Source organism: Klebsiella michiganensis (assembly GCF_015139575.1).
GTDB lineage: Bacteria > Pseudomonadota > Gammaproteobacteria > Enterobacterales > Enterobacteriaceae > Klebsiella > Klebsiella michiganensis.
In genome coordinates, this window is the sequence record NZ_AP022547.1 from 5,085,874 (window position 1) to 5,106,588 (window position 20,715).

A 20,715-nucleotide genomic window follows, 5' to 3' on the forward strand; every position below is an offset into this window, starting at 1 on the left:
AACTACCCAGACATCATTTTTTTTTCAGGTTCATTCACTGCGGTTGACTACAAGATGGGGTCGCCCACCGCGGCATCAAGGGGGGATACAAAAAAATTTTTGCCCTGCCCGCGCCGTCGGGTAGCGAGCAGGCCTCATCAGAGGTCCGGAAAGCGGGCCTAAAAACGCACAAAATATAATTAATGATAATAATTAAAGTTAAATATATTCATAAAACAATTGACATAATCCGCAATGATTACGTGCTAAAGACAATAAAGTTCCGGTGATAAAATACGCCCCCGCTATGACACATCCAATATTCAGGAAATCCTCATGAAATCACTGATTCATATATCAGCAGGGTTATTTTTAAGCGCCGCCTTAATAACATCAGCATCCGCTAACGATCATAAAATTTTAGGGATTGTCGCCATGCCGCGAAATGAGACTAACGATCTCACGCTGAAGTTACCGATATGCCGGGTGATTAAGCGGATTCAGCTCACTGCCGATCGCGGCGACGTCCAGCTCTCCGGCGCGACGGTGTACTTTAAAGCCAGCAATAGCGCCAGCCAGAGCCTCAACGTTCCGTCAACCATCAAACAGGGGGCAACCACCGACTGGATTAACATTAATAGCGACAACGATAACAAGCGCTGCGTAAAAAAAATCGCTTTTTCTGGCCACACGATTAACTCTTCCGACATGGCCTCGCTAAAAATCATTGGCGACGATTAATATTACTGTTCACCTTATCTGGTATTTATGAAAATTAATTATCTGGATGATGAAGACCTCTCTTTTCTTCATCGCTGTAGCGAAGAGCATCTGGAAACATTCACCCGAATTCTGACTCACAATGAGAATGGAAAGCCGCGCCTTTCAAGCACGCTATTGCGTAATCAAACTTTTCAGGCGATGGCAGGGCATCCCGAACGCTATCGTCGCAACTGGCAGCTCATTGCCGGCGAGCTCCAGCACTTTGGCGGCGACAGCATCGCCAACACGCTGCGTCGTCACGGAAAGTTCTACCGGGAAATTTTGCTGGATGTCTGCAAGCGGCTAAAAATCAAGGTAGAGAAACACATGTCTACGCCGGAAATAGAACTGCATCTTCTGGAGCACTTCCTGGAACACAGCTGGAAGAAGATGGACGATCGGCAGAAGGCTGACTTCTTCACTGCCGTTGAGTGTCGGGTCAACGACCATAAAGCATTACTTCCCCATCTGCTGCAGACAAATAAGCTGGCGCAGGGCGTCAACCACCTTCTGGAAATCCGGCTGGCGAAGATCCTGCGCACGCACGCCGCGGTTAGCGTCATCGGCCACGGTCTGGTTCGCGGCGCGGGGCTTGGCGGCCCCCTCGGCGCCGCGTTTAATGGCGTCAAAGCCGTGAGCGGCAGCGCTTATCGCGTGACCATCCCGGCCGTACTGCATATTGCCTGTTTGCGGCAAATGACCAGTCTTTATCAGGTGAAAAATGAAATTGGTGAAAAATACCCCGCCAGATCATAGACAGTTTCGCAGCGCCTAATTATTATGCCGCGCCCCGTCGCTGAGAGACGGGGAATGCTTCCCTTTCTAATCATTATTTTGAGGAATTATGGGCAACACTAAGTTGGCTAATCCGGCACCGCTGGGCCTTATGGGCTTCGGCATGACCACTATTCTGCTTAACCTGGCAAATAGCGGCCTGTTCGCGTTTGATGTAGCTATCCTGGCGATGGGCATTTTTTACGGCGGCATTGCGCAGATTTTTGCCGGCCTGCTGGAGTTTAAAAAAGGCAACACCTTTGGTTTAACCGCATTCACGTCTTACGGCGCTTTTTGGCTGACGCTGGTTGCTATTCTTCTGATGCCGAAAATGGGCCTTGCAGAAGCACCCAACGCGCACTTCCTCGGTATGTACCTGGGTCTATGGGGCGTTTTTACCCTGTTTATGTTCTTTGGCACCCTGAAAGCCGCGCGTATGCTGCAGTTTGTTTTCCTCAGTCTGACCGTGCTGTTCGCGCTGCTGGCGATTGGTCACCTGGCTGATAACGAAGGCATCGTTAAGATTGCGGGCTGGGTCGGTCTGGTCTGTGGCGCTAGCGCCATCTATCTGGCGATGGGTGAAGTGCTGAACGAGCAGTTTGGCCGCACCGTTCTGCCAATCGGCGAAAAGCATTAATTAACGTCGCCGCCCGTTCGCGAGCGGCGACGTGAGCCCTATCGATTTACGGCAGGCGCTGCAGTTCAGCTTTCGGCGCAGCGACCTGTTGTTCCAGCCCCTGGCGCAGCCAGATCCCCAGCCCCAACCCCATCAACGACAGTGCCAGCACGTACCACGCGGGCGCCATCGGCGAAACGCCCATCAGCATGGTCACCGCAATCGGAGTCAGACCGCCAAAGATGGCGTAAGAGACGTTATAAGAGAATGAGATACCGGTAAAACGCACTTCAGCCGGGAACGCGCGCACCATCACATACGGAACCGCCCCGACCACGCCGACGCACAGCCCCACCGCACCGTAAAGCAGGAACAGGCGCTGCGGGCTATCGCCGGAAAGATGATAGAACGCCCAGCTTGCCGCCGCGAGGAATACGCTGCCGACGATAAACGTGCGGCTGGCGCCAAAACGGTCAGCGGCCAGCCCTGCCAGCAGGCAGCCGATACACAGCATGATGGTGGCAATACTGTTCGCCTGCAGGGTGATTGCGGGGGCAAAACCGTAGTGCTTTTGCAGCCAGACCGGCGACATCAGGATCACCACCACCACGCCGGCGGATAAAAGCCAGGTCAGCAGCATTGAGACCACCACCGCTTTCTGATGCTTCAGCGCGACGGCTTTAACCGGCAGCTCCTGCGCTAATGCTTTACGCTGCTGCATTTCGAGGAAAATCGGCGTCTCCTGGAGCCAACGGCGCAGATACATGGCGACAAGACCAAACGCGCCGCCTAACAGGAACGGAATACGCCAGCCGCCATCGTGGATACCCTGAGGAGTCAGATGAGTATTAATCAGCGTCGCGACGACCGACCCCAGTAATATCCCCACCGTCAGGCCAGCGGTCAGCGTACCGCAGGCGATACCTATTCTTTTTTCCGGTACATGCTCCGCCACAAAGACCCAGGCGCCGGGGACTTCACCGCCAATCGCCGCCCCCTGAAGAATGCGCATAAGCAGCAGCAAAAGCGGCGCCACGATGCCTACCGACGCGTAGGTGGGCAGCAGGCCAATCGCCAGCGTAGGCAGCGCCATCAGTAAAATACTCAGGGTAAACATCTTCTTACGCCCGACCAGATCGCCAAAATGGGCCATAATGATGCCGCCAAGAGGACGAGCTAAATAGCCCGCCGCAAAAATGCCGAAGGTCTGTACCTGGCGCAGCCATTCCGGGATATCGGCCGGGAAAAATAGCTCGCCGACAACGGCGGCGAAGAAGACAAAGATAATGAAATCGTAAAACTCCAGCGCGCCGCCGAGGGCGGCCAGCGTCAGCGTTTTATAATCCTGTCGATTCAGAGGTCGGGTGTAGTGTGACATAACGGGCAATCATCCAGAGGTATGAAGATATTCTACGCACGGTGTAAAGTAAAAAACACTATATCGTAAATAAAACAACACACCACTGGTGATGCAGGTTATATCAGGAATACGGTAAATTCAGGATAATGTTTCACGCCTGGCGCTTTTAGGACGGAAAGCTGCTACTACTTCGCCGTTTGTTTCCACGTAAGGCCCCTCAAGCAGCTGTACACAATACGGTACACTCGCGAAAACGCCGTGCACCAGCACGTTACCTTCCGCATCTTTCACACCTTCCAGCGTTTCCTCAATCGCCTTTGGCTGCCCGGGCAGGTTAAGGATCAGCGCCTGCTTGCGGATAACGCCAACCTGACGAGACAGAATGGCCGTCGGCACAAAGTGCAGGCTCACCTGGCGCATTTGCTCACCAAAGCCGGGCATCACCCGATCGGCAATCGCCAGCGTCGCATCCGGGGTAACATCACGGCGGGCCGGGCCCGTGCCGCCTGTAGTCAGGACCAGGTGGCAGCCCATTTCATCGACCAGTTCACAGAGGGTTTGCTCGATAATAACCTGTTCATCCGGGATCAAGCGGGTTTGCAATTCGAAAGGCGTGGAGAGCGCACGGGCCAGCCACGCTTCAAGCGCGGGAATGCCTTTATCCTGATAGACGCCGCTGGAGGCGCGATCGGAAATGGAAACTAAGCCGATTCGTAAGGTGTTCATGATTATTCCGTTCAAACAGTATTAATAGACAGAATAATACACCGAGGGGAGCAAGGCAGACAGTTTAATGTGGCCGACGGACGCCGGCCACATGGGGGATTACAGCAGATCGCCGATCATTTTTTCCAGTTTTTCCTGGTCGATCGCAAACTTGCGGATGCCTTCCGCCAGTTTATCTACCGCCATCGGATCCTGATTGTGCTGCCACAGGAATTCAGATTCGGTGATACGCGCCGGACGCGCTTTAACTTCGCCGCTGAAGGCCAGTTTGCGTTCGATGGCGCCTTCGCTTTCCGCCAGCTCTTTCAGCAGCGCAGGAGCGATAGTCAGACGGTCACAGCCGGCCAGTTCGAGGATCTCACCGAGGTTACGGAAGCTTGCGCCCATAACCACCGTTTCGTAACCGTGCTGTTTGTAGTATTCGTAGATTTCGCTTACGGACACCACACCCGGATCTTCTGCCGGCGCGTACTCTTTCTTATCGGTGTTGGCTTTGTACCAGTCGAGGATACGGCCAACGAACGGAGAAATCAGGAATACGCCCGCTTCCGCACAGGCACGCGCCTGAGCGAAGGAGAACAGCAGCGTCAGGTTACAGTTGATGCCTTCTTTTTCCAGCTGCTCAGCGGCGCGAATGCCCTGCCAGGTAGAAGCCAGTTTAATCAGAATGCGATCGTTGCCGATGCCAGCATCGTTGTACAGTTTGATGAGGCGCTTAGCTTTGGCGATAGAAGCCTCGGTGTCATAGGACAGGCGAGCATCAACTTCGGTGGAAATACGGCCAGGGATCAGCTTAAGAATTTCGAGACCAATGTTCACCGCCAGCTTATCGGAAGCATCGATAATCTGCTGCGCGCGGTCGCTGCTCTGGCCGCGAGCCCAGGCAACGGCGTCATCAATCAGCTTACGGTACTCAGGGATCTGAGCCGCGCCGAGAATCAAAGAAGGGTTAGTCGTGGCGTCCTGAGGCTGATACAGCTTCATTGCCGCGATATCTCCGGTATCAGCTACGACAGTGGTGTACTGACGCAGAGAAGTCAATTTATCCGTCATGATAGTGTTTCTCTTAAACAGCAGTTAAGGGGATGTAACCGGTCTGCCAAGATGATAACACGCTGCCGGGGCAGCGCAACCGCCTACAATGCATGAGCGCAGAGTGTGATAAACTGGGCCAATTAATTCCCTGAACACTAAAGGATTGTCACTGGATTGGTAGCGCTTACACTCGCGCACCGATATGGGCAAGAGGATGCTTGATGCCTGATTTTCTGTCGTTTATCAATGAAATACTCTGGGGCTCGGTAATGATTTATCTGTTACTGGGCGCTGGAGTTTGGTTTACCTGGCGAACAAAATATATTCAGTTCCGTTATATCCGCCAGTTTAGCAGAAGTCTGAAAAAGAGCCTTCAGCCGCAGCCCGGCGGGTTAACCTCTTTTCAGGCGCTCTGTATGAGTCTGGCGGCGCGCGTGGGCAGCGGCAATATGGCAGGCGTGGCGCTGGCCATTGCCGCAGGTGGCCCCGGCGCCGTTTTCTGGATGTGGGTCTCGGCGCTGCTCGGCATGGCCAGCAGTTTCGCCGAATGTTCTCTCGCGCAGCTTTATAAAGAGCGCGACTCCCGCGGGCACTTTCGCGGTGGCCCGGCCTGGTATATGGCCCGGGGACTCGGCATGCGCTGGATGGGCGTGCTGTTTTCTATTCTTCTCCTGCTGGCCTACGGCGTCATCTTTAATACCGTACAAGCCAACTCCGTTGCCCATGCCATGGAGTATGCGTTTCGTTTACCCGATGTTATCACCGGCGGCGTCCTGGCGGCGCTGACCCTGCTGGTCATCGTTCGCGGGATTCGCGGCGTAGCGCGGCTGATGCAGTGGCTCGTGCCGCTTATGGCTTTATTGTGGGTGCTGACCAGCCTGATTATCGGCCTGTGGCATATCACCGCCCTGCCGACGATTTTTGAAATCATTTTCCGCTGCGCTTTCGGCTGGCAAGAGGCCGCTGCGGGCGCGGTGGGCTACACCATCAGCCAGGCGCTCACCAGCGGCTTTCAGCGCGGGATGTTTTCCAATGAAGCGGGTATGGGTTCGACGCCAAATTCCGCCGCCGCTGCCGCCTCCTGGCCCCCTCATCCCGCGGCGCAGGGGATCGTACAGATGATTGGCGTCTTTATTGATACCATCGTGATCTGTACCGCCAGCGCCGTGATCATCATGCTGGCGCCGCGAGACGGCAATGACGAAGCGGCAAGCGGCATTCAGGACATCCAGCACGCGATGAACAACCTCGTCGGCGACTGGGGTTCCGGCTTTGTCGCTTTTATCGTGCTGCTGTTCGCCTTCAGTTCGATCGTCGCAAACTATATCTATGCCGAAAATAATCTCATTTTTCTCCGCATGGATAGCCTGCGTAACATCTGGCTGCTGCGTCTGCTTACGCTGTGTATGGTCGTCACCGGCGCGATGGTCAGCCTACCGGTGGTCTGGCAGATGGCGGATATCATCATGGCGCTGATGGCAATAACTAACCTGACGGCTATCCTGCTGCTGTCGCCGACGGTGCGGATCATTGCCAGCGATTATCTGCGACAGCGGAAGCTGGGCCAGCGGCCGGAATTTGACGTCACCCGCTACCCTGAAATTCATCAGCAGCTGGTACCGGGAACATGGGACAACCTGCCGCGCGAATAGCGCGGCAATCGCAGCTATCGATCCTCTCATGACGTTTTTTTGCTAAAGTCGTCAAAAATTTCCTGTAAGGACTGGATATGCTCATTCTGATTTCACCTGCAAAAACGCTCGATTATCAAAGCCCGCTGGCAACGACGCGTTATACCCAGCCAGAGCTACTGGAACACTCTCAGGAGCTTATCGGCATTGCCCGTCAGCTGTCGGCACCGCAGATTGGTAAACTGATGGGCATCAGCGACAAGCTGGCTGACCTGAACGCGACCCGCTTTCACGACTGGCAGCCAGACTTCACCCCGGACAACGCCCGTCAGGCGATCCTGGCGTTTAAGGGTGATGTCTATACCGGCCTGCGGGCAGAGACCTTTAGCGAAGCCGATTTCGATTTTGCCCAGCAGCATCTGCGGATGCTTTCCGGCCTGTACGGCGTTCTGCGCCCGCTGGATCTGATGCAACCCTATCGTCTGGAGATGGGGATTAAGCTTGAGAACGCAAAAGGCAAAGATCTGTATCAGTATTGGGGAGACGTTATTACCGATAAGCTGAATCAGGCGTTGAAAGCCCAGGGCGACGATATTGTGGTAAATCTGGCCTCTGATGAGTACTTCAGGTCGGTGAAACCCAAACGGCTTGAGGGCCAGCTGATAAAGCCGGTATTCCTTGATGAGAAAAACGGCAAGTTTAAAGTGATCAGCTTCTACGCTAAAAAAGCGCGCGGCTTGATGAGTCGTTACATCATTGAGAATCGCTTAACGAAGCCGGAGCAGCTGACCCGCTTTGATAGTGAAGGCTATTTCTTTGACGCCGACGCTTCGGGTAACGGAGAGCTGGTCTTTAAACGCCACGAGCAGTAAAAAAACCGCTTCCCTGCCGCAAATCACGCAGCAGGGAAGCGCTGATTCAGACTTAGCCCATCATCAGCTTACGCAGCGCGGCAAAATCGGCCGGCAGATTATGCGACAGCAGCGGCAGATCGGCGCGATCGGCCAGCTCTTTCGGCAGCGGCAGCGTCTCTTGCAGAATCTCTTCCACGCTCTCTTTAAACTTCGCCGGATGCGCCGTGCCGAGGAACAGGCCGTACTCACCCGCCTGCAGCTGGTCGCGCAGCGCGCGATAAGCAATCGCCGCATGCGGTTCTGAGGTATAGCCGATAGCCTTCAGCTCACGCATGGTCTCTTTGGTGGTTTCATCATCCACCGCCGCGTAGCCCAGCTCATTCAGGCGCCAGATTTTACGACGGAACAGCTCTTCCACGCGCGGCCAGTTGTTCGGCTGGCTGACGTCCATGGCGTTAGACAGCGTGGCCTGGGTTGCTTTCGGCGACCAGTTACCGTCCTGCAGGAAGCGCGGCACGGTGTCGTTGGCGTTAGTCGCCGCAATAAAGCGTTTGATTGGCAGACCCAGAGATTTGGCCAGCAGGCCGGCGGTCAGATCGCCAAAGTTACCGCTGGGTACCGAGATAACCAATTGGTTACGGGCTTCCTGAGGCAGCTGAGCCACGGCTTCAAAGTAATAGCAAATCTGCGCCAGCAGGCGGCTGATATTGATTGAGTTAGCCGAGTTAAGACCCAGCGCAGCTTTCAGCTCTTCATCATCAAAGGCCTGTTTAACCAGCGCCTGGCAGGCGTCAAAGTCGCCGTCGATAGCCACAGTTTCAATGTTACCGCCGAGGGTGCAGAACAGCTTTTCCTGCAGCGGGCTGATTTTGCCGCGCGGATAGAGAATGACCACTTTGACGTTTGGCAGGCCATAAAACGCGTGCGCAACCGCCGCGCCGGTGTCGCCGGAGGTGGCCGTCAGAATAGTGACCGGTTTGTCGCCTGCGATATGGGTGAGCATCTGCGCCATAAAGCGGCCGCCGAAGTCTTTAAACGCCAGAGTCGGGCCGTGGAACAGTTCGAGGCAGCCGACGTCGTCCTGCACTTTGCTGACCGGCGCCGGGAAGGTAAAGGCATTGCCGATGCGCTCTTGCAGAACGCCCTGCGGGATCTCATCGCCGATAAATGCCGACAGGATTTTTGCGCTACGCGACACAAAGTCCTGCTGCAGCATCTCGTCGATTTCAGTCAGGCTGAATTCCGGCAGATCGTGCGGGAAGAACAGCCCCTGATGCTTGCCAAGCCCCTGCGTGACGGCCTGCGCAAAGCTGACCTGTTCGTTATGATCTTTTAAGTTATAGAGTTTCATTGGTTATCCCACTACTCGAGCGCCCGCCGTGTCCAGCCGGCAAATATGAACGAAGCCTTCCTGATTTTGCAGATAGTGCGTAGCCAGCCAGTCGGCGACGCGCTGCGCGGTTTCCGGTTTATCGCATAATGCAAACAACGTTGGACCGGAACCGGAAATGCCGCACGCCTGCGCGCCAATTTCCATTGCTGCCTGACGCGCTTCGCTGAAGCCCGGCAGTAGTTTGGTACGATACGGTTCGGCAATCACATCTTTCATCAATTTCGCCGCCAGCTGAGGCTGGCGGGAATAGCAGGCATGAATAAAGCCCGCCAGATGACGACCGTGGGCAATACAGTCCTGACGGCGATACTGCGCCGGCAAAATTGCCCGCGCCTCCGCGGTGGAGACCTTAATACCCGGATAGGCCAGCACCCACAGCCACTCGTCGAAGGCCGGAATCTGCTGGCTGATGATGCCGTTTTCCTCAAGCATCAATTGTATCCCGCCCAGATAGCACGGCGCGACGTTATCGTAATGGATACTGCCGGAAATCCGCCCTTCCATCTCGCCCATCAGCGCCAGCATTCGGCTCTCACTGAGCGGCTTGCCGCAGAACTCGTTCATCGCGACCAGCGCGGCGACGACGGAACAGGCGCTGGAACCCAGGCCGGAACCAATCGGCATGTTTTTTTCCAGGGTCATCGCCACCGGTACCTTCTTGCCAATCTCCTGGCAAAAACGCTCCCAGCATTGATAGACAATATTTTCCTGCGGCGCCGTCGGCAGTTTACTGGCGAAGCGACCCACGTTTTGCAGGCTAAAGCTCGTCGCCGCCTCAACCGAGACATTGTCCCCCAGCAACGTGCCGTCAACCGGCGTTACCGCCGCGCCCAGCACGTCAAACCCGACGCTCATATTAGCACTGGAAGCCGGGGCATATACTTTGACCATCTTAAACTCCTAACTTCCATGACAGGGTACGCAGCAGGTCGGCGAAAACGCCAGCCGCCGTCACATCGTTACCCGCACCATAACCGCGCAGCACCAGCGGCAGCGGCTGGTAATAGTGGCTGTAGAACGCCAGCGCATTCTCGCCGTTTTTCACTTTAAACAGCGGATCGTTGCCATCAACCGCGGCGATTTTCACGCGGCAGGTGCCATCCTCTTCGATATTACCGACATAGCGCAAGACCTTACCTTCATCGCGCGCTTTTGAGACCCGCGAGGCAAACTCGTCATCCAGAGAAGGCAGGCGTGCCATAAAGCTGTCGACATCGCCGCTGGCGTCAAAACCCGCCGGTAGCGCCGGCTCTACGATAATGTCAGACAGCTCCAGTTCGCGCCCGGTTTCACGCGCGAGGATTAGCAGCTTACGCGCAACATCCACGCCGGAAAGATCGTCGCGCGGATCCGGTTCGGTATAGCCCATTTCACGCGCCAGCTTCGTCGCCGCAGAGAAGCTTACGCCTTCGTCCAGCTTACCGAAGATAAATGACAGCGAGCCGGAGAGAATACCGGAGAAGCGCAGCAGCTCATCGCCGGCGTTCAGCAGATTTTGCAGGTTTTCGATTACCGGCAGCCCCGCGCCGACGTTGGTATCGTATAAAAACTTACGTCGTGAGCTGCTCGCGGCATGACGCAGCTGATGATAGTAATCCAGCGATGAGGTATTGGCCTTTTTGTTCGGCGTTACCACGTGGAAACCTTCGCGCAGGAAATCGGCGTACTGATCGGCCACCGCCTGGCTGGAGGTACAGTCGACAATCACCGGGTTCAGCAGATGGTACTCTTTCACCAGACGAATAAGTCGCCCCAGGTTGAACGCCTCTTTGGCTTCCGCCAGCTCATCGCGCCAGTGTTCAAGGTTCAGGCCGTGTACGTTGGTCAGCAAGGCGCGCGAGTTAGCCACCCCGCAAACGCGGAGGTCGATATGTTTACTCTTCAACCAGCTCTGCTGGCGCTTGATCTGTTCGATCAGCGCGCCGCCGACGCCGCCGATGCCAATGACAAACACTTCAATCACCTGATCGGTATTGAACAGCATCTGGTGGGTCACGCGAACGCCGGTGGTCGCATCATCGTTGCTCACGACAACGGAAATAGAGCGCTCGGAAGAACCCTGGGCAATCGCCACAATGTTGATATTGGCGCGCGCCAGCGCAGCGAAGAATTTAGCGGAAATCCCACGCAGGGTGCGCATACCATCGCCGACAACCGAAATAATCGCCAGGCGTTCCATGATCGACAGCGGCTCAAGCAGCCCCTCTTTCAGCTCCAGATAAAATTCATCTTCCATTACCCGCTTCGCCCGAGCGCAATCGCTCTGCGGCACGCAGAAGCTGATGCTGTATTCGGAAGAGGACTGGGTGATAAGAACCACGGAGATTCCCGCGCGGGACATAGTGGCGAACACGCGCGCCGCCATGCCAACCATCCCCTTCATCCCCGGCCCGGAGACGTTGAACATCGCCATATTGTTGAGATTAGAGATACCTTTCACCGGCAGATCGTCTTCATCGCTGCTGCCGCCGATAAGCGTACCCGGCGCCTGCGGATTGCCGGTATTTTTGATTAAACAGGGGATCTGGAACTGGGCGATGGGGGCGATAGTACGCGGGTGCAAAACTTTGGCGCCGAAGTAGGAGAGCTCCATCGCTTCCTGATAGGACATCGACTTCAGCAAACGCGCATCCGGCACCTGACGCGGGTCGCAGGTATAAACGCCGTCAACGTCGGTCCAGATTTCACAGCAGTCGGCGCGCAGGCAGGCGGCCAGCACGGCTGCGGAGTAGTCAGAGCCGTTACGGCCCAGCACCACCAGTTCGCCCTTTTCGTTACCGGCGGTGAAGCCCGCCATCAGCACCATATGGTCAGCCGGGATCTGGCTGGCGGCAACGCGGCGGGTCGACTCGGCGATATCCACGGTGGATTCGAGGTAATGGCCAACGGCAAGCAGTTTTTCAACCGGATTAATCACCGTGACGTTATGACCGCGCGCTTCCAGTAAGCCGGCCATAATAGCGATGGAGAGCTTTTCTCCCCGGCAGATCAGAGACGCATTGACGCTATCCGGGCACTGTCCGAGCAGGCTAATACCGTGCAGGACGTGTTTGATTTGCGCAAACTCCTGCTCGACAAACATTTTCAACTGAGCGTGCGGAAAGCCCGGCTGGGCATCGGCGAGGCCTTGCAGAAGTTCGGCGAAAATGCGTTCGGCATCAGCGATATTGGTCAGCGCATCCTGCCCGCCAATGGTTTTTTCGATCATCGCAACCAGATGGTTAGTGATCTTCGCCGGGGCAGACAGTACGGTCGCTACCTGCCCCTGCCTGGCATTACTCTCCAGAATATCGGCAACACGCAGAAAACGTTCTGCATTTGCCACTGATGTACCGCCGAACTTCAACACACGCATGGTTATGACCCCTTGATTTTTTATCGAAAAAAAAGCCCGCACTGTTCAGGTGCGGGCTTTTTTCTGTGTTTCCTGTACGCGTCAGCCCGCACCGTTACCTGTGGTAATAGTGGTGGTGATAATCGTGGTGATCATGCCGATGCGATTCATGGATGTTGTGTACTCTGTAATTTTTATCTGTCTGTGTCCTGTGCCTATATTGGTTAAAGTATCTGTCGACTTAAGTCAACGAATTTCTACTTTTAGCCCTTTTTTTCACACCTGGCCAATACGCCATAGCAACCTGACAATTCATCCGCATTTACGCATCCAGACGCCAATAATTAGCACATAAAACCATATGAAAATAATATGACAGCATTTTACCCTAGGAGGTTTTTTTCAATATCGTGCAGTAAACGATGCAGCATGGCGGTGTCTCGCTGCTGCAAAAGTCCTATCCGCTGCTCCAGCCAGTCGGACAGTTTTACATCGTCACCCGCGCCGAGGCGATTAAGCAGATCGCGCGTTCGCAGGCGTAACGCCTGCAGTTGATTATCATCTGCGTCGGCGGAGGTTGACGGGGCCTGCTGCAGCAATGAGGTCAGCTGGTAGCAATAGACCATCACCGACTGCCCCAGGTTTAGCGAAGGATAGTCAGCCGCCATAGGCACACCGGTCAACACATCGGCAAGGGCCAGCTCTTCATTCGTCAGACCAGAATCTTCCCGGCCAAACACCAGCGCGGCATGATGCATCCACTGCGCTTTTTCTTCCAGCAGCGGCAGGAGCTGCTGCGGCGTCGCGTAGTAGTGGAAACGCGCCCGGCTGCGGGCGGTCGTGGCCACGGTAAAATCAACATCGTGCAGCGCCTGCTCCAGCGTGGCATAAGTGTTGATATTATCGAGGATATCGCCAGAACCGTGCGCGACCCAGCGCGCGGCGGGCTGCAAATGCGCCTCGCTATCGACGATACGCATGTCGCTAAACCCCATGGTTTTCATCGCTCTGGCTGCCGCCCCGACGTTTTCCGCCCGAGCCGGGGACACTAATACAATTGATAAACGCATTCGGTTTCTCTTTTACCTTTTAGGCGGTGGGAATAACGATTTTTTCCCTCATTTTACGCGCCGTGAATTTACAAATTTGCAACAAAAATCACTAAATTTGAGCTTTATCACCCATAAAAAAAACTAAACTATTCCCAAGGCACCATGACACAGAGTATGTTAACAGAACGGCTTTATCCGTATGTTTGGCAATGAAATTTACGTCCGAGTACGTTTTGAGGCTTTGGATTCACCGCGTTTATTATTTTCTCATTGCAACTAATTGAGCGAAGTATGAATTGTGAAGATGAATCCCGTTTAGATGCAATGATTTCACAAGACTGTTAACGTGCTACAATTGAACTTGATATATGTCAACGAAGCGTAGTTTTATTGGGTGTCATGCCTCACTTAGCCTGTTATGTTGCTGTTAAAATGGTTAGGATGACAGCCGTTTTTGACACCGTCGGGTCCAGAGGGAAAGTACCCACGACCAAGCTAATGATGTTGTTGACGTTGATGGAAAGTGCATCAAGAACGCAATTACGTACTTTAGTCATGTTACGCCGGGCATGTTAATTTGCGACATGCACCAGGCAGGTCAGGGACTTTGGTACTTCCTGTTTCGATTTAGTTGGCAATTTAGGTAGCAAACATGCAGACCCCGCACATTCTTATCGTTGAAGACGAGTTGGTAACACGCAACACGTTAAAAAGTATTTTCGAAGCAGAAGGTTATGATGTATTCGAAGCGACCGATGGCGCGGAAATGCATCAGATCCTGTCTGAAAATGATATCAACCTGGTGATCATGGATATCAACCTGCCGGGTAAAAATGGTCTCCTGCTAGCACGCGAACTGCGTGAGCAGGCGGACGTCGCGCTGATGTTCCTCACCGGCCGCGATAACGAAGTGGATAAAATCCTTGGCCTCGAAATTGGCGCCGATGATTATATCACTAAACCGTTCAACCCACGTGAACTGACGATCCGCGCGCGCAACCTGCTCTCCCGTACCATGAACCTGGGTACCGTGAGCGAAGAGCGCCGTAGCGTGGAAAGCTATAAGTTCAACGGCTGGGAGCTGGATATCAATAGCCGCTCGCTGGTAAGCCCCAATGGTGAGCAGTACAAGCTGCCGCGCAGTGAATTCCGCGCCATGCTGCACTTCTGCGAAAATCCGGGCAAAATCCAGTCGCGTGCGGAACTGCTGAAGAAAATGACCGGCCGTGAGCTGAAGCCGCACGACCGTACCGTGGACGTGACCATCCGTCGCATTCGTAAGCATTTTGAATCCACTCCGGACACCCCGGAAATTATCGCCACCATCCATGGCGAGGGGTACCGCTTCTGTGGCGACCTGCAGGAATAACACCGTTTTTCTTGCTGTCATAACGTAAAAACGGCGCAATTCGCGCCGTTTTTTTTATTTCCAGATCCTGAGCTTATCGTCATCCTGACCAGCGTCCGGCAGCTCACCTTTTGCCTTCGGCAGAGATAACGCGTACCAGTCAACGTGGCGGGTCAGGAACATCAGCGCACTTAACGCCAGCAGCAATACGCCGGTCCCCAGCAGCAATGCGCTATCTTCCGATCGCAACAGCATCCACATGACGCCGTCCAGCAGCAGTAGCGCACAGACGAACAGTAAACTGTTACGCCAACCTTTCAATACTGCCTGAAGATACACCCCATTGATAAGCGCGCCTAGCAGGCTGGCGGCAATCCACGATGCCGTAAAACCGATATGTTCGGACAGCGCCAGCAGCACCAGATAGAACATGACCAGCGACAGCCCCACCAGCAGATACTGCATGGGGTGCATGCGATACCGCGTTAAGCTTTCAAAAACAAAAAATGCCATAAACGTCAGCGTTATCAACAGAACGGCATATTTTGTCGCCCGATCGGTCAGCTGATATTGATCGGCGGGCGTGGTGACATTCACGTTGAAAGCAGGCAACTGACGCCACTCAATCTGCCGACCCTCAACAAAAAACTTCGCCATATTGTTGGCAAACCAGGTGCTTTGCCACTGGGCGCGATAGCCTGTTGGGCTGACTTCCCGCTTTGCAGGTAAAAAGTCGCCAAGGAACCCCGGGTGCGGCCAATTGCCGGCAAGCTGTAAGGTACTGTTGCGCCCAAGCGGAACCACCGAGAAACTGCCGCTGCCATTCAGATTGAGCGTGAATTCAATATCCAGCGCTTTTTGTTCAGGGAGTAACAGCGGCATCGGCATATGAATGCCCTCCCCGCTGTCGTCGAGACCCGGCCCAGGCTCAACGGGTAGCCTCTCGCCATTGAGCTCTGGTGACTTAATCTCGCCAATACCGCGCGCATCGCTGACGCTGACGACCAGAAACGGTCTGCCCAGCGTAATCGTCTGCTTCCTGAGCGCCTTGATGCGCGAAGGTTCAAAATGCGCTTTGACGCTGAGATTATTGTGCCAGATCTGCCCCTCATAGATACCGATTCTCCGGGATTCAACATCCTGATTACCGGTGACCGCCAGCGTCTCCGGCAGCCAGTAGTGTACCCATTGGGTTTGATATTCTACCGTTTTAGTTCCCTCAACCCGCGTTAGCGTCTCGGTCACCGGAATGGCAATCAGCGGTCCGGCCAGTTTCTGCGATCCGCTGGTGCTGCTCTCCAGCGCGTCAACCACATCGCTACGATAGTCCGCGCGTTCAACGATCAGCTGCCGGACCAGCATCAGCGGGATCGACAACAGTAAAATGCACCCCAGCAGGGTGCTCATTTTCCAGAATAGTGGTGATTTCAACATAGCCCTCTCCTTAGTGATGTGCTCACCTTAAAGGGGCCGTGTGGGGAGAGTTTGAAGCTATGTGAAGTGAGCGTGAAGTGTCAGCAAAGCGCACGCACCGCCTTCAGGGCGATTAACCAGCTGGATATCCCCCTGATGCAGGCGCGCGACTTCACGAACAAACGCCAGCCCCAGGCCACTGCTTTTTTGCCCATTTTCACGAGGCAGGGAATAGAAACGTTCAAAAATACGCCCCAGGGCGTAGTCGGGAATGCCGCATCCCGTATCGCATACGGTTAACAGCACGCCGCCATCACGCTCTTCAGCACCAAGCAGGATTTCCCCTGCGGAAGGCGTGAAATCGATAGCATTATCAACGAGATTACCCAACGCCTGCGCCAGAAGCTCCCGATCGCCTTCAACCATCAGAGGCGTATCCTGCCAGCGCAGCGTCACTTTTTTCGCCGCCAGCGCGATCTCGCGCTCCTCGGCCAGGCGATGAAATAGCTCAGCGACGGGGACGGGACGTCGGGCGATCTCCAGCCGGTTCTCCAGCCGGGCCTGCTGGAGCAAATTTTCCACCAGCAACTGCATTCGCGCGTTCTGCGCCAGAATATTACGCGTAAAACGGGCGGCGACCTCAGGCGGAGGAGCCTCACGGAGAATTTCTGCCGCGCCGCGAATCGCCGCCAGCGGGCTCTTCAGCTCATGGGTCAGCGCATAAATATAGTTTTCAATGGCGTTTTTACCTTCAAGCTTAAGGCGCATACTCTCCAGCGCCTGCGCCAGCTTACGCAGTTCGCTGCCGCCCAGATTCGGCAGCGGAACCGGACGATCGGCGGTCACGGAGTCCGCGTAGCGAACCAGCTTGCCGATGGAAAAGTTAATCCACCATACCATCGCAGCGCCTATCAGGAGCGCGATCCCCAGCAGCGCCCCGCCGGCCCACAGAATACGCCGCTCGCTGCGTTTAATGACCGGCGCCATGGCCAGATTGGGTTTCCCGACGCTTAGCACGCCAATGATTCGGCCGCTGTCAGTCACCGGCGCGGCAATATACATCACCGAGCTGTTATCATCGTTCGGATCGCTGCGCGTGCTGCGCGCGCCGTATTGCCCGCGTAAAGTGAGCCAGACATCGTTCCAGCGCGAGTAGTCTTGCCCCAGCGCACTGTCCGCAGAATCAAACACCACCTTGCCCTGCGCATCGGTCATATAGACGTGATATTCATTGCGAACTTTATTAATGCCGGCAATGTTGGCGTTGATCGGCTGGCGATGCAGCGTTTGAAAAGCCTGGGCCAGGCGCCCGTGCTGGGGATCGGCGGAGAGTAAATCCTCGCGGGCCAGCTCGGCAAGCAGGGTAGCCGTATCAATCAGCGTCCCTTCGGTTGCCCGCCGGACCCCGGGTTTAATCTCCTGAACGAAGATGGAAAGCACAAACCAGGCCGCGATCGCCACAATCAAAAAGTAGCCCATCAGCAGCCGCATACCGATGCGCATCAGAAGCCTCCAAGGCTGTATCCCATGCCGCGGTGCGTATTGATGGGGGAGATGTCAGGGTTCACTTCTCGCAGCTTAGCGCGCAGCGTTTTGATATGAGTATCCACGGTACGATCGAAGCTCTCGTTCGCATCGCCCCATACCTGCTCCATCAGCAGCTGGCGGGAAAAAATGCGCCCCGGAGAGTGCAGTAGCGTTTTTAATAATAAAAACTCATAGCGGGTCAGATTCAGGCTCTGACCGCACCAGGTGACCCGAGCCGCGGCGTCGTTCAATGTGAACTCCCCCACGCGCAAGAGCGGTGGAGGGGCGGCGAACTTCTGCAGCCGCCGCAGAACGGTGCGAACTCTGGCGCAAACTTCACGAGGGGAAAATGGCTTGGCAATATAGTCATCAGCGCCGATTTCCAGGCCAAGCAGCTTATCCACCTCTTCGCTGCGGGCCGTCAGGAACAGCACCGGCAGCGCCGGGTAGCGAGCAAGCAGCCGCCGACAGAGCTCAAACCCGCTGATATCCGGCAGCCCGACGTCGAGAATCGCCAGGTCGGGTTGGTGGTGATGTGCCGCATCGAGCGCCGGCAGCCCGCGCTCGAACGCCGTAACGATAAATCCTTCCTGCTGCAGCTGGTAGACGAGCGTATCGGCGATGCTCATCTCATCTTCCACCAACCAGATCCGCGGTTGTTGCATCGGCGTTCCCTGTTATTTATTCCATGGCATAATCGGCACCGCGCTAATCGCGTTCTTCGGCGAGCCATCGACGATTTTATCCGAATAGGTCAGATAGACCAGCGCATTGCGTTTGGCATCGTAAAAGCGCACCACCTGCAGCTTTTTAAATACCAGCGAGGTGCGTTTCTGGAACACGACATCGCCCTGCGTTTTACCGTTTTTGATTTTATCCGTCAGCTCAATCGGCCCCACCTGCTGACAGGAGATCGCAGCATCAGAGGTATCTTCCGCCAGCCCTAACCCGCCTTTAATTCCCCCGGTTTTCGCCCGGCTGATGTAGCACGTCACGTTTTGTACATCCGGGTCGTCAAAGGCCTCTACGACAATTTTATGATCCGGCCCAAGGAACTTAAACACGGTATCCACAGAGCCAATTTGCTCCGCCTGCGCCATCTGAGACCCCGCCAGTAAAAGCATACCTGCCACTAACTTCTTGTATTTCATATTGTTACCATTCTTAAAAATTTAGCTGAGTGATTATCACACATTAAGAAGAAAAGTTTTATAGATCACAGCTTTACAAAATTACCACCGATACTTCTGGAAGAATCGCATTTAAAAGCAAAAAAAACACTGAATGCTAAAACATCAAAAAATGCTATTATCCGCTACCTTTAGTATCAGGCACCTGAGTTTAAGGATGGGGATATTTTATGGATCAAGCAGGGATTATTCGCGATCTCCTTAGCTGGCTGGAAGGTCACCTGGATCAGCCACTCTCACTGGACAATGTGGCAGCGAAGGCGGGCTATTCCAAGTGGCATCTGCAAAGAATGTTCAAGGACGTGACCGGCCATGCCATTGGTGCCTATATTCGCGCCCGTCGCTTATCTAAGTCAGCGGTTGCCCTACGCCTGACCGCGCGTCCGATTCTCGATATTGCGCTGCAGTATCGCTTTGACTCGCAGCAGACTTTTACTCGCGCATTTAAAAAACAGTTCTCGTTGACGCCAGCCCTTTACCGACGCTCCCCCGACTGGAGCTCTTACGGTATGCGTCCTCCGCTGCGTCTGGGCGAGTTCACCATGCCGCAGTACGAATTCGTCACGCTGAACACCACTCAGCTGGTCGGCGTGACCCAGAGCTATACCTGCAAGCTGGAAGAGATCTCCGATTTCCGTAATCAGATGCGCGTGCAGTTCTGGCGTGAATTCCTCGCCAATACGCCGTCGATTCCTCCGACGCTGTACGGCCTGCATGAGCCGCGTCCGAGCCTCGATAAAGACGATGAGCAGGAGGTGTTTTACACCACCGCGCTGACGCCGGAGCTGGCTAACGGCCATCTGCACAACGCCCACCCGGTGACGCTGGAAGGCGGCGAATACGTGATGTTTACCTACGAAGGATTGGGCACCGGGCTACAGGAATTTATTCTGACGGTTTACGGCACCTGCATGCCGATGCTCAATCTCACTCGTCGTAAGGGCCTGGATATCGAACGCTTCTTCCCGGAAGATGAAAACCGGAATCAGGAACCGCCTATTCAGCTGCGCTGCGAATACCTGATTCCGATTCGTCGTTAACGCTGTAGCTCATCCATCGCGGGGGCATCAAGATGCGAGACATCCCCCGCGGTTTCCACGACCCATCCCGACGCCAGCCAGGGGCTTTGCTGATAGTCAACGCGAGAGATAGAGCAGTTGCGCAGACGCAGGCGACGCTCCGCATAGGCGGGCAAGCCAAGAATCGTACTCACCAGACACCCCAGCGCCATGCCGTGGCTCACCAGCAGCGGCCGGCTACCTGCGGGCAGCTCCAGACAAGAGGTCAGCGCCGCGTGCATACGGTCGCTCAGCTCCTGCATTGACTCTCCCTGCGGGATGCGCCCGTCGGGCGTACCGTTAACCAGCTGTCGACGCCAGCCCTCTTCTTCTTCGCTCAGCGAGTCGATATGGCGCTTTTCCAGCACGCCCATATCCAGCTCACGCAAGCGTGAATCGGTCATGACGCTGCATCCGCAGGCTTCAGCGATGATTTCTGCGGTACGCCGCGTCCGGCCTAAATCGCTGGCGATAATATGCGTAATCCCCAGCGTTCTGGCGCGCTCGCCTACCTGCCAGGCCTGACGCTCACCGTGGGCGGTAAGCGGACTGTCGGACTGGCCCTGAATACGTCGCTCGGCGTTCCACTGCGTTTCACCGTGGCGAACAAGGTATACCTGTAACATGCTTTATTATCCGTTATGAGCTCTTAACCATTAAGCT

General features: G+C 55.1%; 21 protein-coding genes and 1 other annotated feature. Of the genes, 7 read left to right on the forward strand and 14 right to left on the reverse strand.

The features are described from left to right. Positions 1-315: 315 nt before the first annotated feature. The 3 genes from JLG71_RS23770 to satP all read left to right on the forward strand — a co-directional run bounded on the left by JLG71_RS23770 (position 316) and on the right by satP (position 2,152). Positions 316-720: a DUF2541 family protein gene (locus JLG71_RS23770; protein WP_148842210.1), complete on the forward strand. Its 405-nt coding sequence runs from the start codon at positions 316-318 to the stop codon at positions 718-720. Between the two features lie 27 nt (positions 721-747). Continuing rightward, on the forward strand, positions 748-1,497 hold the full coding sequence (gene msyB, locus JLG71_RS23775; protein ID WP_200913854.1) for an acidic protein MsyB: 750 nt from the start codon (positions 748-750) through the stop codon (positions 1,495-1,497). Between the two features lie 88 nt (positions 1,498-1,585). Continuing rightward, positions 1,586-2,152 carry an acetate uptake transporter gene (gene satP / locus JLG71_RS23780; RefSeq protein ID WP_014227851.1) on the forward strand — a complete coding sequence of 189 codons (567 nt, stop codon included), beginning with the start codon at positions 1,586-1,588 and terminating at the stop codon, positions 2,150-2,152. A gap of 46 nt (positions 2,153-2,198) precedes the next feature. Here satP and JLG71_RS23785 read toward each other — a convergent pair whose 3' ends face one another. From JLG71_RS23785 to tal, 3 genes are all read right to left on the reverse strand, one after another. Beyond that, positions 2,199-3,509, reverse strand: a complete 1,311-nt coding sequence (locus JLG71_RS23785; RefSeq protein WP_014227850.1) for an MFS transporter — start codon at positions 3,507-3,509, stop codon at positions 2,199-2,201. A gap of 120 nt (positions 3,510-3,629) precedes the next feature. Continuing rightward, positions 3,630-4,217: a molybdopterin adenylyltransferase gene (gene mog / locus JLG71_RS23790; protein ID WP_004098459.1), complete on the reverse strand. Its 588-nt coding sequence runs from the start codon at positions 4,215-4,217 to the stop codon at positions 3,630-3,632. Between the two features lie 99 nt (positions 4,218-4,316). Beyond that, complete coding sequence (gene tal, locus JLG71_RS23795) at positions 4,317-5,270, reverse strand: transaldolase (protein ID WP_004098458.1); 954 nt, start codon at positions 5,268-5,270, stop codon at positions 4,317-4,319. Positions 5,271-5,473: 203 nt separating this feature from the next. Between tal and JLG71_RS23800 the strand changes: the two genes are divergently transcribed. Both JLG71_RS23800 and yaaA read left to right on the forward strand, forming a co-directional pair. After that, complete coding sequence (locus JLG71_RS23800; protein WP_032747867.1) at positions 5,474-6,904, forward strand: alanine/glycine:cation symporter family protein; 1,431 nt, start codon at positions 5,474-5,476, stop codon at positions 6,902-6,904. A gap of 77 nt (positions 6,905-6,981) precedes the next feature. Further along, on the forward strand, positions 6,982-7,755 hold the full coding sequence (gene yaaA / locus JLG71_RS23805) for a peroxide stress protein YaaA (RefSeq protein ID WP_004098454.1): 774 nt from the start codon (positions 6,982-6,984) through the stop codon (positions 7,753-7,755). Between the two features lie 52 nt (positions 7,756-7,807). Here yaaA and thrC read toward each other — a convergent pair whose 3' ends face one another. The 6 genes from thrC to yjjY all read right to left on the reverse strand — a co-directional run bounded on the left by thrC (position 7,808) and on the right by yjjY (position 14,073). Next, positions 7,808-9,088, reverse strand: coding sequence for a threonine synthase (thrC, locus tag JLG71_RS23810; protein ID WP_004098452.1), 1,281 nt, complete (start codon positions 9,086-9,088; stop codon positions 7,808-7,810). Between the two features lie 3 nt (positions 9,089-9,091). Continuing rightward, positions 9,092-10,021, reverse strand: a complete 930-nt coding sequence (thrB, locus tag JLG71_RS23815) for a homoserine kinase (protein ID WP_064358101.1) — start codon at positions 10,019-10,021, stop codon at positions 9,092-9,094. A 1-nt stretch (position 10,022) separates the two neighbouring features. Then, entirely contained in the window at positions 10,023-12,485 is a 2,463-nt protein-coding gene (thrA, locus tag JLG71_RS23820) for a bifunctional aspartate kinase/homoserine dehydrogenase I (RefSeq protein WP_116280477.1), read from the reverse strand. 25 nt (positions 12,486-12,510) lie between these two features. Then, positions 12,511-12,628, reverse strand: a sequence feature (Thr leader region). Beyond that, on the reverse strand, positions 12,567-12,635 hold the full coding sequence (gene thrL, locus JLG71_RS23825; protein WP_004222578.1) for a thr operon leader peptide: 69 nt from the start codon (positions 12,633-12,635) through the stop codon (positions 12,567-12,569). (Overlaps the previous feature by 62 nt.) 212 nt (positions 12,636-12,847) lie before the next feature. Then, positions 12,848-13,534, reverse strand: coding sequence for a tRNA/rRNA methyltransferase (locus tag JLG71_RS23830; protein WP_116280476.1), 687 nt, complete (start codon positions 13,532-13,534; stop codon positions 12,848-12,850). 398 nt (positions 13,535-13,932) lie between these two features. Beyond that, positions 13,933-14,073, reverse strand: a complete 141-nt coding sequence (yjjY, locus tag JLG71_RS23835) for a YjjY family protein (RefSeq protein WP_001541509.1) — start codon at positions 14,071-14,073, stop codon at positions 13,933-13,935. A gap of 95 nt (positions 14,074-14,168) precedes the next feature. Between yjjY and arcA the strand changes: the two genes are divergently transcribed. Beyond that, positions 14,169-14,885, forward strand: a complete 717-nt coding sequence (gene arcA, locus JLG71_RS23840) for a two-component system response regulator ArcA (RefSeq protein WP_002887843.1) — start codon at positions 14,169-14,171, stop codon at positions 14,883-14,885. 54 nt (positions 14,886-14,939) lie between these two features. Here the strand turns inward: arcA and creD are convergent, their stop codons facing one another. Genes creD through creA form a run of 4 tightly spaced genes read right to left on the reverse strand, consistent with a single transcriptional unit; the run spans position 14,940 to position 18,955 of the window. Further along, positions 14,940-16,298 (reverse strand): cell envelope integrity protein CreD, encoded by a 1,359-nt coding sequence (gene creD / locus JLG71_RS23845; RefSeq protein ID WP_032747865.1) that lies wholly within the window; start codon positions 16,296-16,298, stop codon positions 14,940-14,942. 57 nt (positions 16,299-16,355) lie between these two features. Beyond that, on the reverse strand, positions 16,356-17,780 hold the full coding sequence (gene creC, locus JLG71_RS23850) for a two-component system sensor histidine kinase CreC (RefSeq protein WP_116280474.1): 1,425 nt from the start codon (positions 17,778-17,780) through the stop codon (positions 16,356-16,358). Beyond that, positions 17,780-18,469, reverse strand: a complete 690-nt coding sequence (gene creB / locus JLG71_RS23855; protein WP_004098427.1) for a two-component system response regulator CreB — start codon at positions 18,467-18,469, stop codon at positions 17,780-17,782. The genes creC and creB overlap by 1 nt, the downstream gene beginning before the upstream one ends. 12 nt (positions 18,470-18,481) lie before the next feature. Beyond that, a complete protein-coding gene (gene creA, locus JLG71_RS23860; RefSeq protein ID WP_004098425.1) occupies positions 18,482-18,955 on the reverse strand; it encodes a protein CreA in 474 nt (157 codons plus the stop codon). A 209-nt stretch (positions 18,956-19,164) separates the two neighbouring features. On the opposite strand from creA, the gene robA reads away from it, so the two are divergent. Further along, positions 19,165-20,034: an MDR efflux pump AcrAB transcriptional activator RobA gene (gene robA / locus JLG71_RS23865; protein ID WP_014227841.1), complete on the forward strand. Its 870-nt coding sequence runs from the start codon at positions 19,165-19,167 to the stop codon at positions 20,032-20,034. On the opposite strand, the gene gpmB is transcribed toward robA, so the two are convergent. Continuing rightward, positions 20,031-20,678, reverse strand: a complete 648-nt coding sequence (gpmB, locus tag JLG71_RS23870; RefSeq protein WP_014227840.1) for a 2,3-diphosphoglycerate-dependent phosphoglycerate mutase GpmB — start codon at positions 20,676-20,678, stop codon at positions 20,031-20,033. The two genes, robA and gpmB, sit on opposite strands and share 4 nt — an antisense overlap. Positions 20,679-20,715 lie beyond the last annotated feature (37 nt).

What these genes read in the sequence shown, in the direction of transcription:
- arcA (WP_002887843.1), top strand. Translation starts at nt 14,169, where the DNA reads ATGCAGACCCCGCACATTCTTATCGTTGAAGACGAGTTGGTAACACGC.
- JLG71_RS23785 (WP_014227850.1), bottom strand. Translation starts at nt 3,509, where the DNA reads ATGTCACACTACACCCGACCTCTGAATCGACAGGATTATAAAACGCTG.
- satP (WP_014227851.1), top strand. Translation starts at nt 1,586, where the DNA reads ATGGGCAACACTAAGTTGGCTAATCCGGCACCGCTGGGCCTTATGGGC.
- gpmB (WP_014227840.1), bottom strand. Translation starts at nt 20,678, where the DNA reads ATGTTACAGGTATACCTTGTTCGCCACGGTGAAACGCAGTGGAACGCC.
- JLG71_RS23830 (WP_116280476.1), bottom strand. Translation starts at nt 13,534, where the DNA reads ATGCGTTTATCAATTGTATTAGTGTCCCCGGCTCGGGCGGAAAACGTC.
- tal (WP_004098458.1), bottom strand. Translation starts at nt 5,270, where the DNA reads ATGACGGATAAATTGACTTCTCTGCGTCAGTACACCACTGTCGTAGCT.
- creD (WP_032747865.1), bottom strand. Translation starts at nt 16,298, where the DNA reads ATGTTGAAATCACCACTATTCTGGAAAATGAGCACCCTGCTGGGGTGC.
- yjjY (WP_001541509.1), bottom strand. Translation starts at nt 14,073, where the DNA reads ATGACTAAAGTACGTAATTGCGTTCTTGATGCACTTTCCATCAACGTC.
- yaaA (WP_004098454.1), top strand. Translation starts at nt 6,982, where the DNA reads ATGCTCATTCTGATTTCACCTGCAAAAACGCTCGATTATCAAAGCCCG.
- JLG71_RS23800 (WP_032747867.1), top strand. Translation starts at nt 5,474, where the DNA reads ATGCCTGATTTTCTGTCGTTTATCAATGAAATACTCTGGGGCTCGGTA.
- thrC (WP_004098452.1), bottom strand. Translation starts at nt 9,088, where the DNA reads ATGAAACTCTATAACTTAAAAGATCATAACGAACAGGTCAGCTTTGCG.
- creA (WP_004098425.1), bottom strand. Translation starts at nt 18,955, where the DNA reads ATGAAATACAAGAAGTTAGTGGCAGGTATGCTTTTACTGGCGGGGTCT.
- thrA (WP_116280477.1), bottom strand. Translation starts at nt 12,485, where the DNA reads ATGCGTGTGTTGAAGTTCGGCGGTACATCAGTGGCAAATGCAGAACGT.
- robA (WP_014227841.1), top strand. Translation starts at nt 19,165, where the DNA reads ATGGATCAAGCAGGGATTATTCGCGATCTCCTTAGCTGGCTGGAAGGT.
- creB (WP_004098427.1), bottom strand. Translation starts at nt 18,469, where the DNA reads ATGCAACAACCGCGGATCTGGTTGGTGGAAGATGAGATGAGCATCGCC.
- msyB (WP_200913854.1), top strand. Translation starts at nt 748, where the DNA reads ATGAAAATTAATTATCTGGATGATGAAGACCTCTCTTTTCTTCATCGC.
- thrB (WP_064358101.1), bottom strand. Translation starts at nt 10,021, where the DNA reads ATGGTCAAAGTATATGCCCCGGCTTCCAGTGCTAATATGAGCGTCGGG.
- mog (WP_004098459.1), bottom strand. Translation starts at nt 4,217, where the DNA reads ATGAACACCTTACGAATCGGCTTAGTTTCCATTTCCGATCGCGCCTCC.
- JLG71_RS23770 (WP_148842210.1), top strand. Translation starts at nt 316, where the DNA reads ATGAAATCACTGATTCATATATCAGCAGGGTTATTTTTAAGCGCCGCC.
- creC (WP_116280474.1), bottom strand. Translation starts at nt 17,780, where the DNA reads ATGCGCATCGGTATGCGGCTGCTGATGGGCTACTTTTTGATTGTGGCG.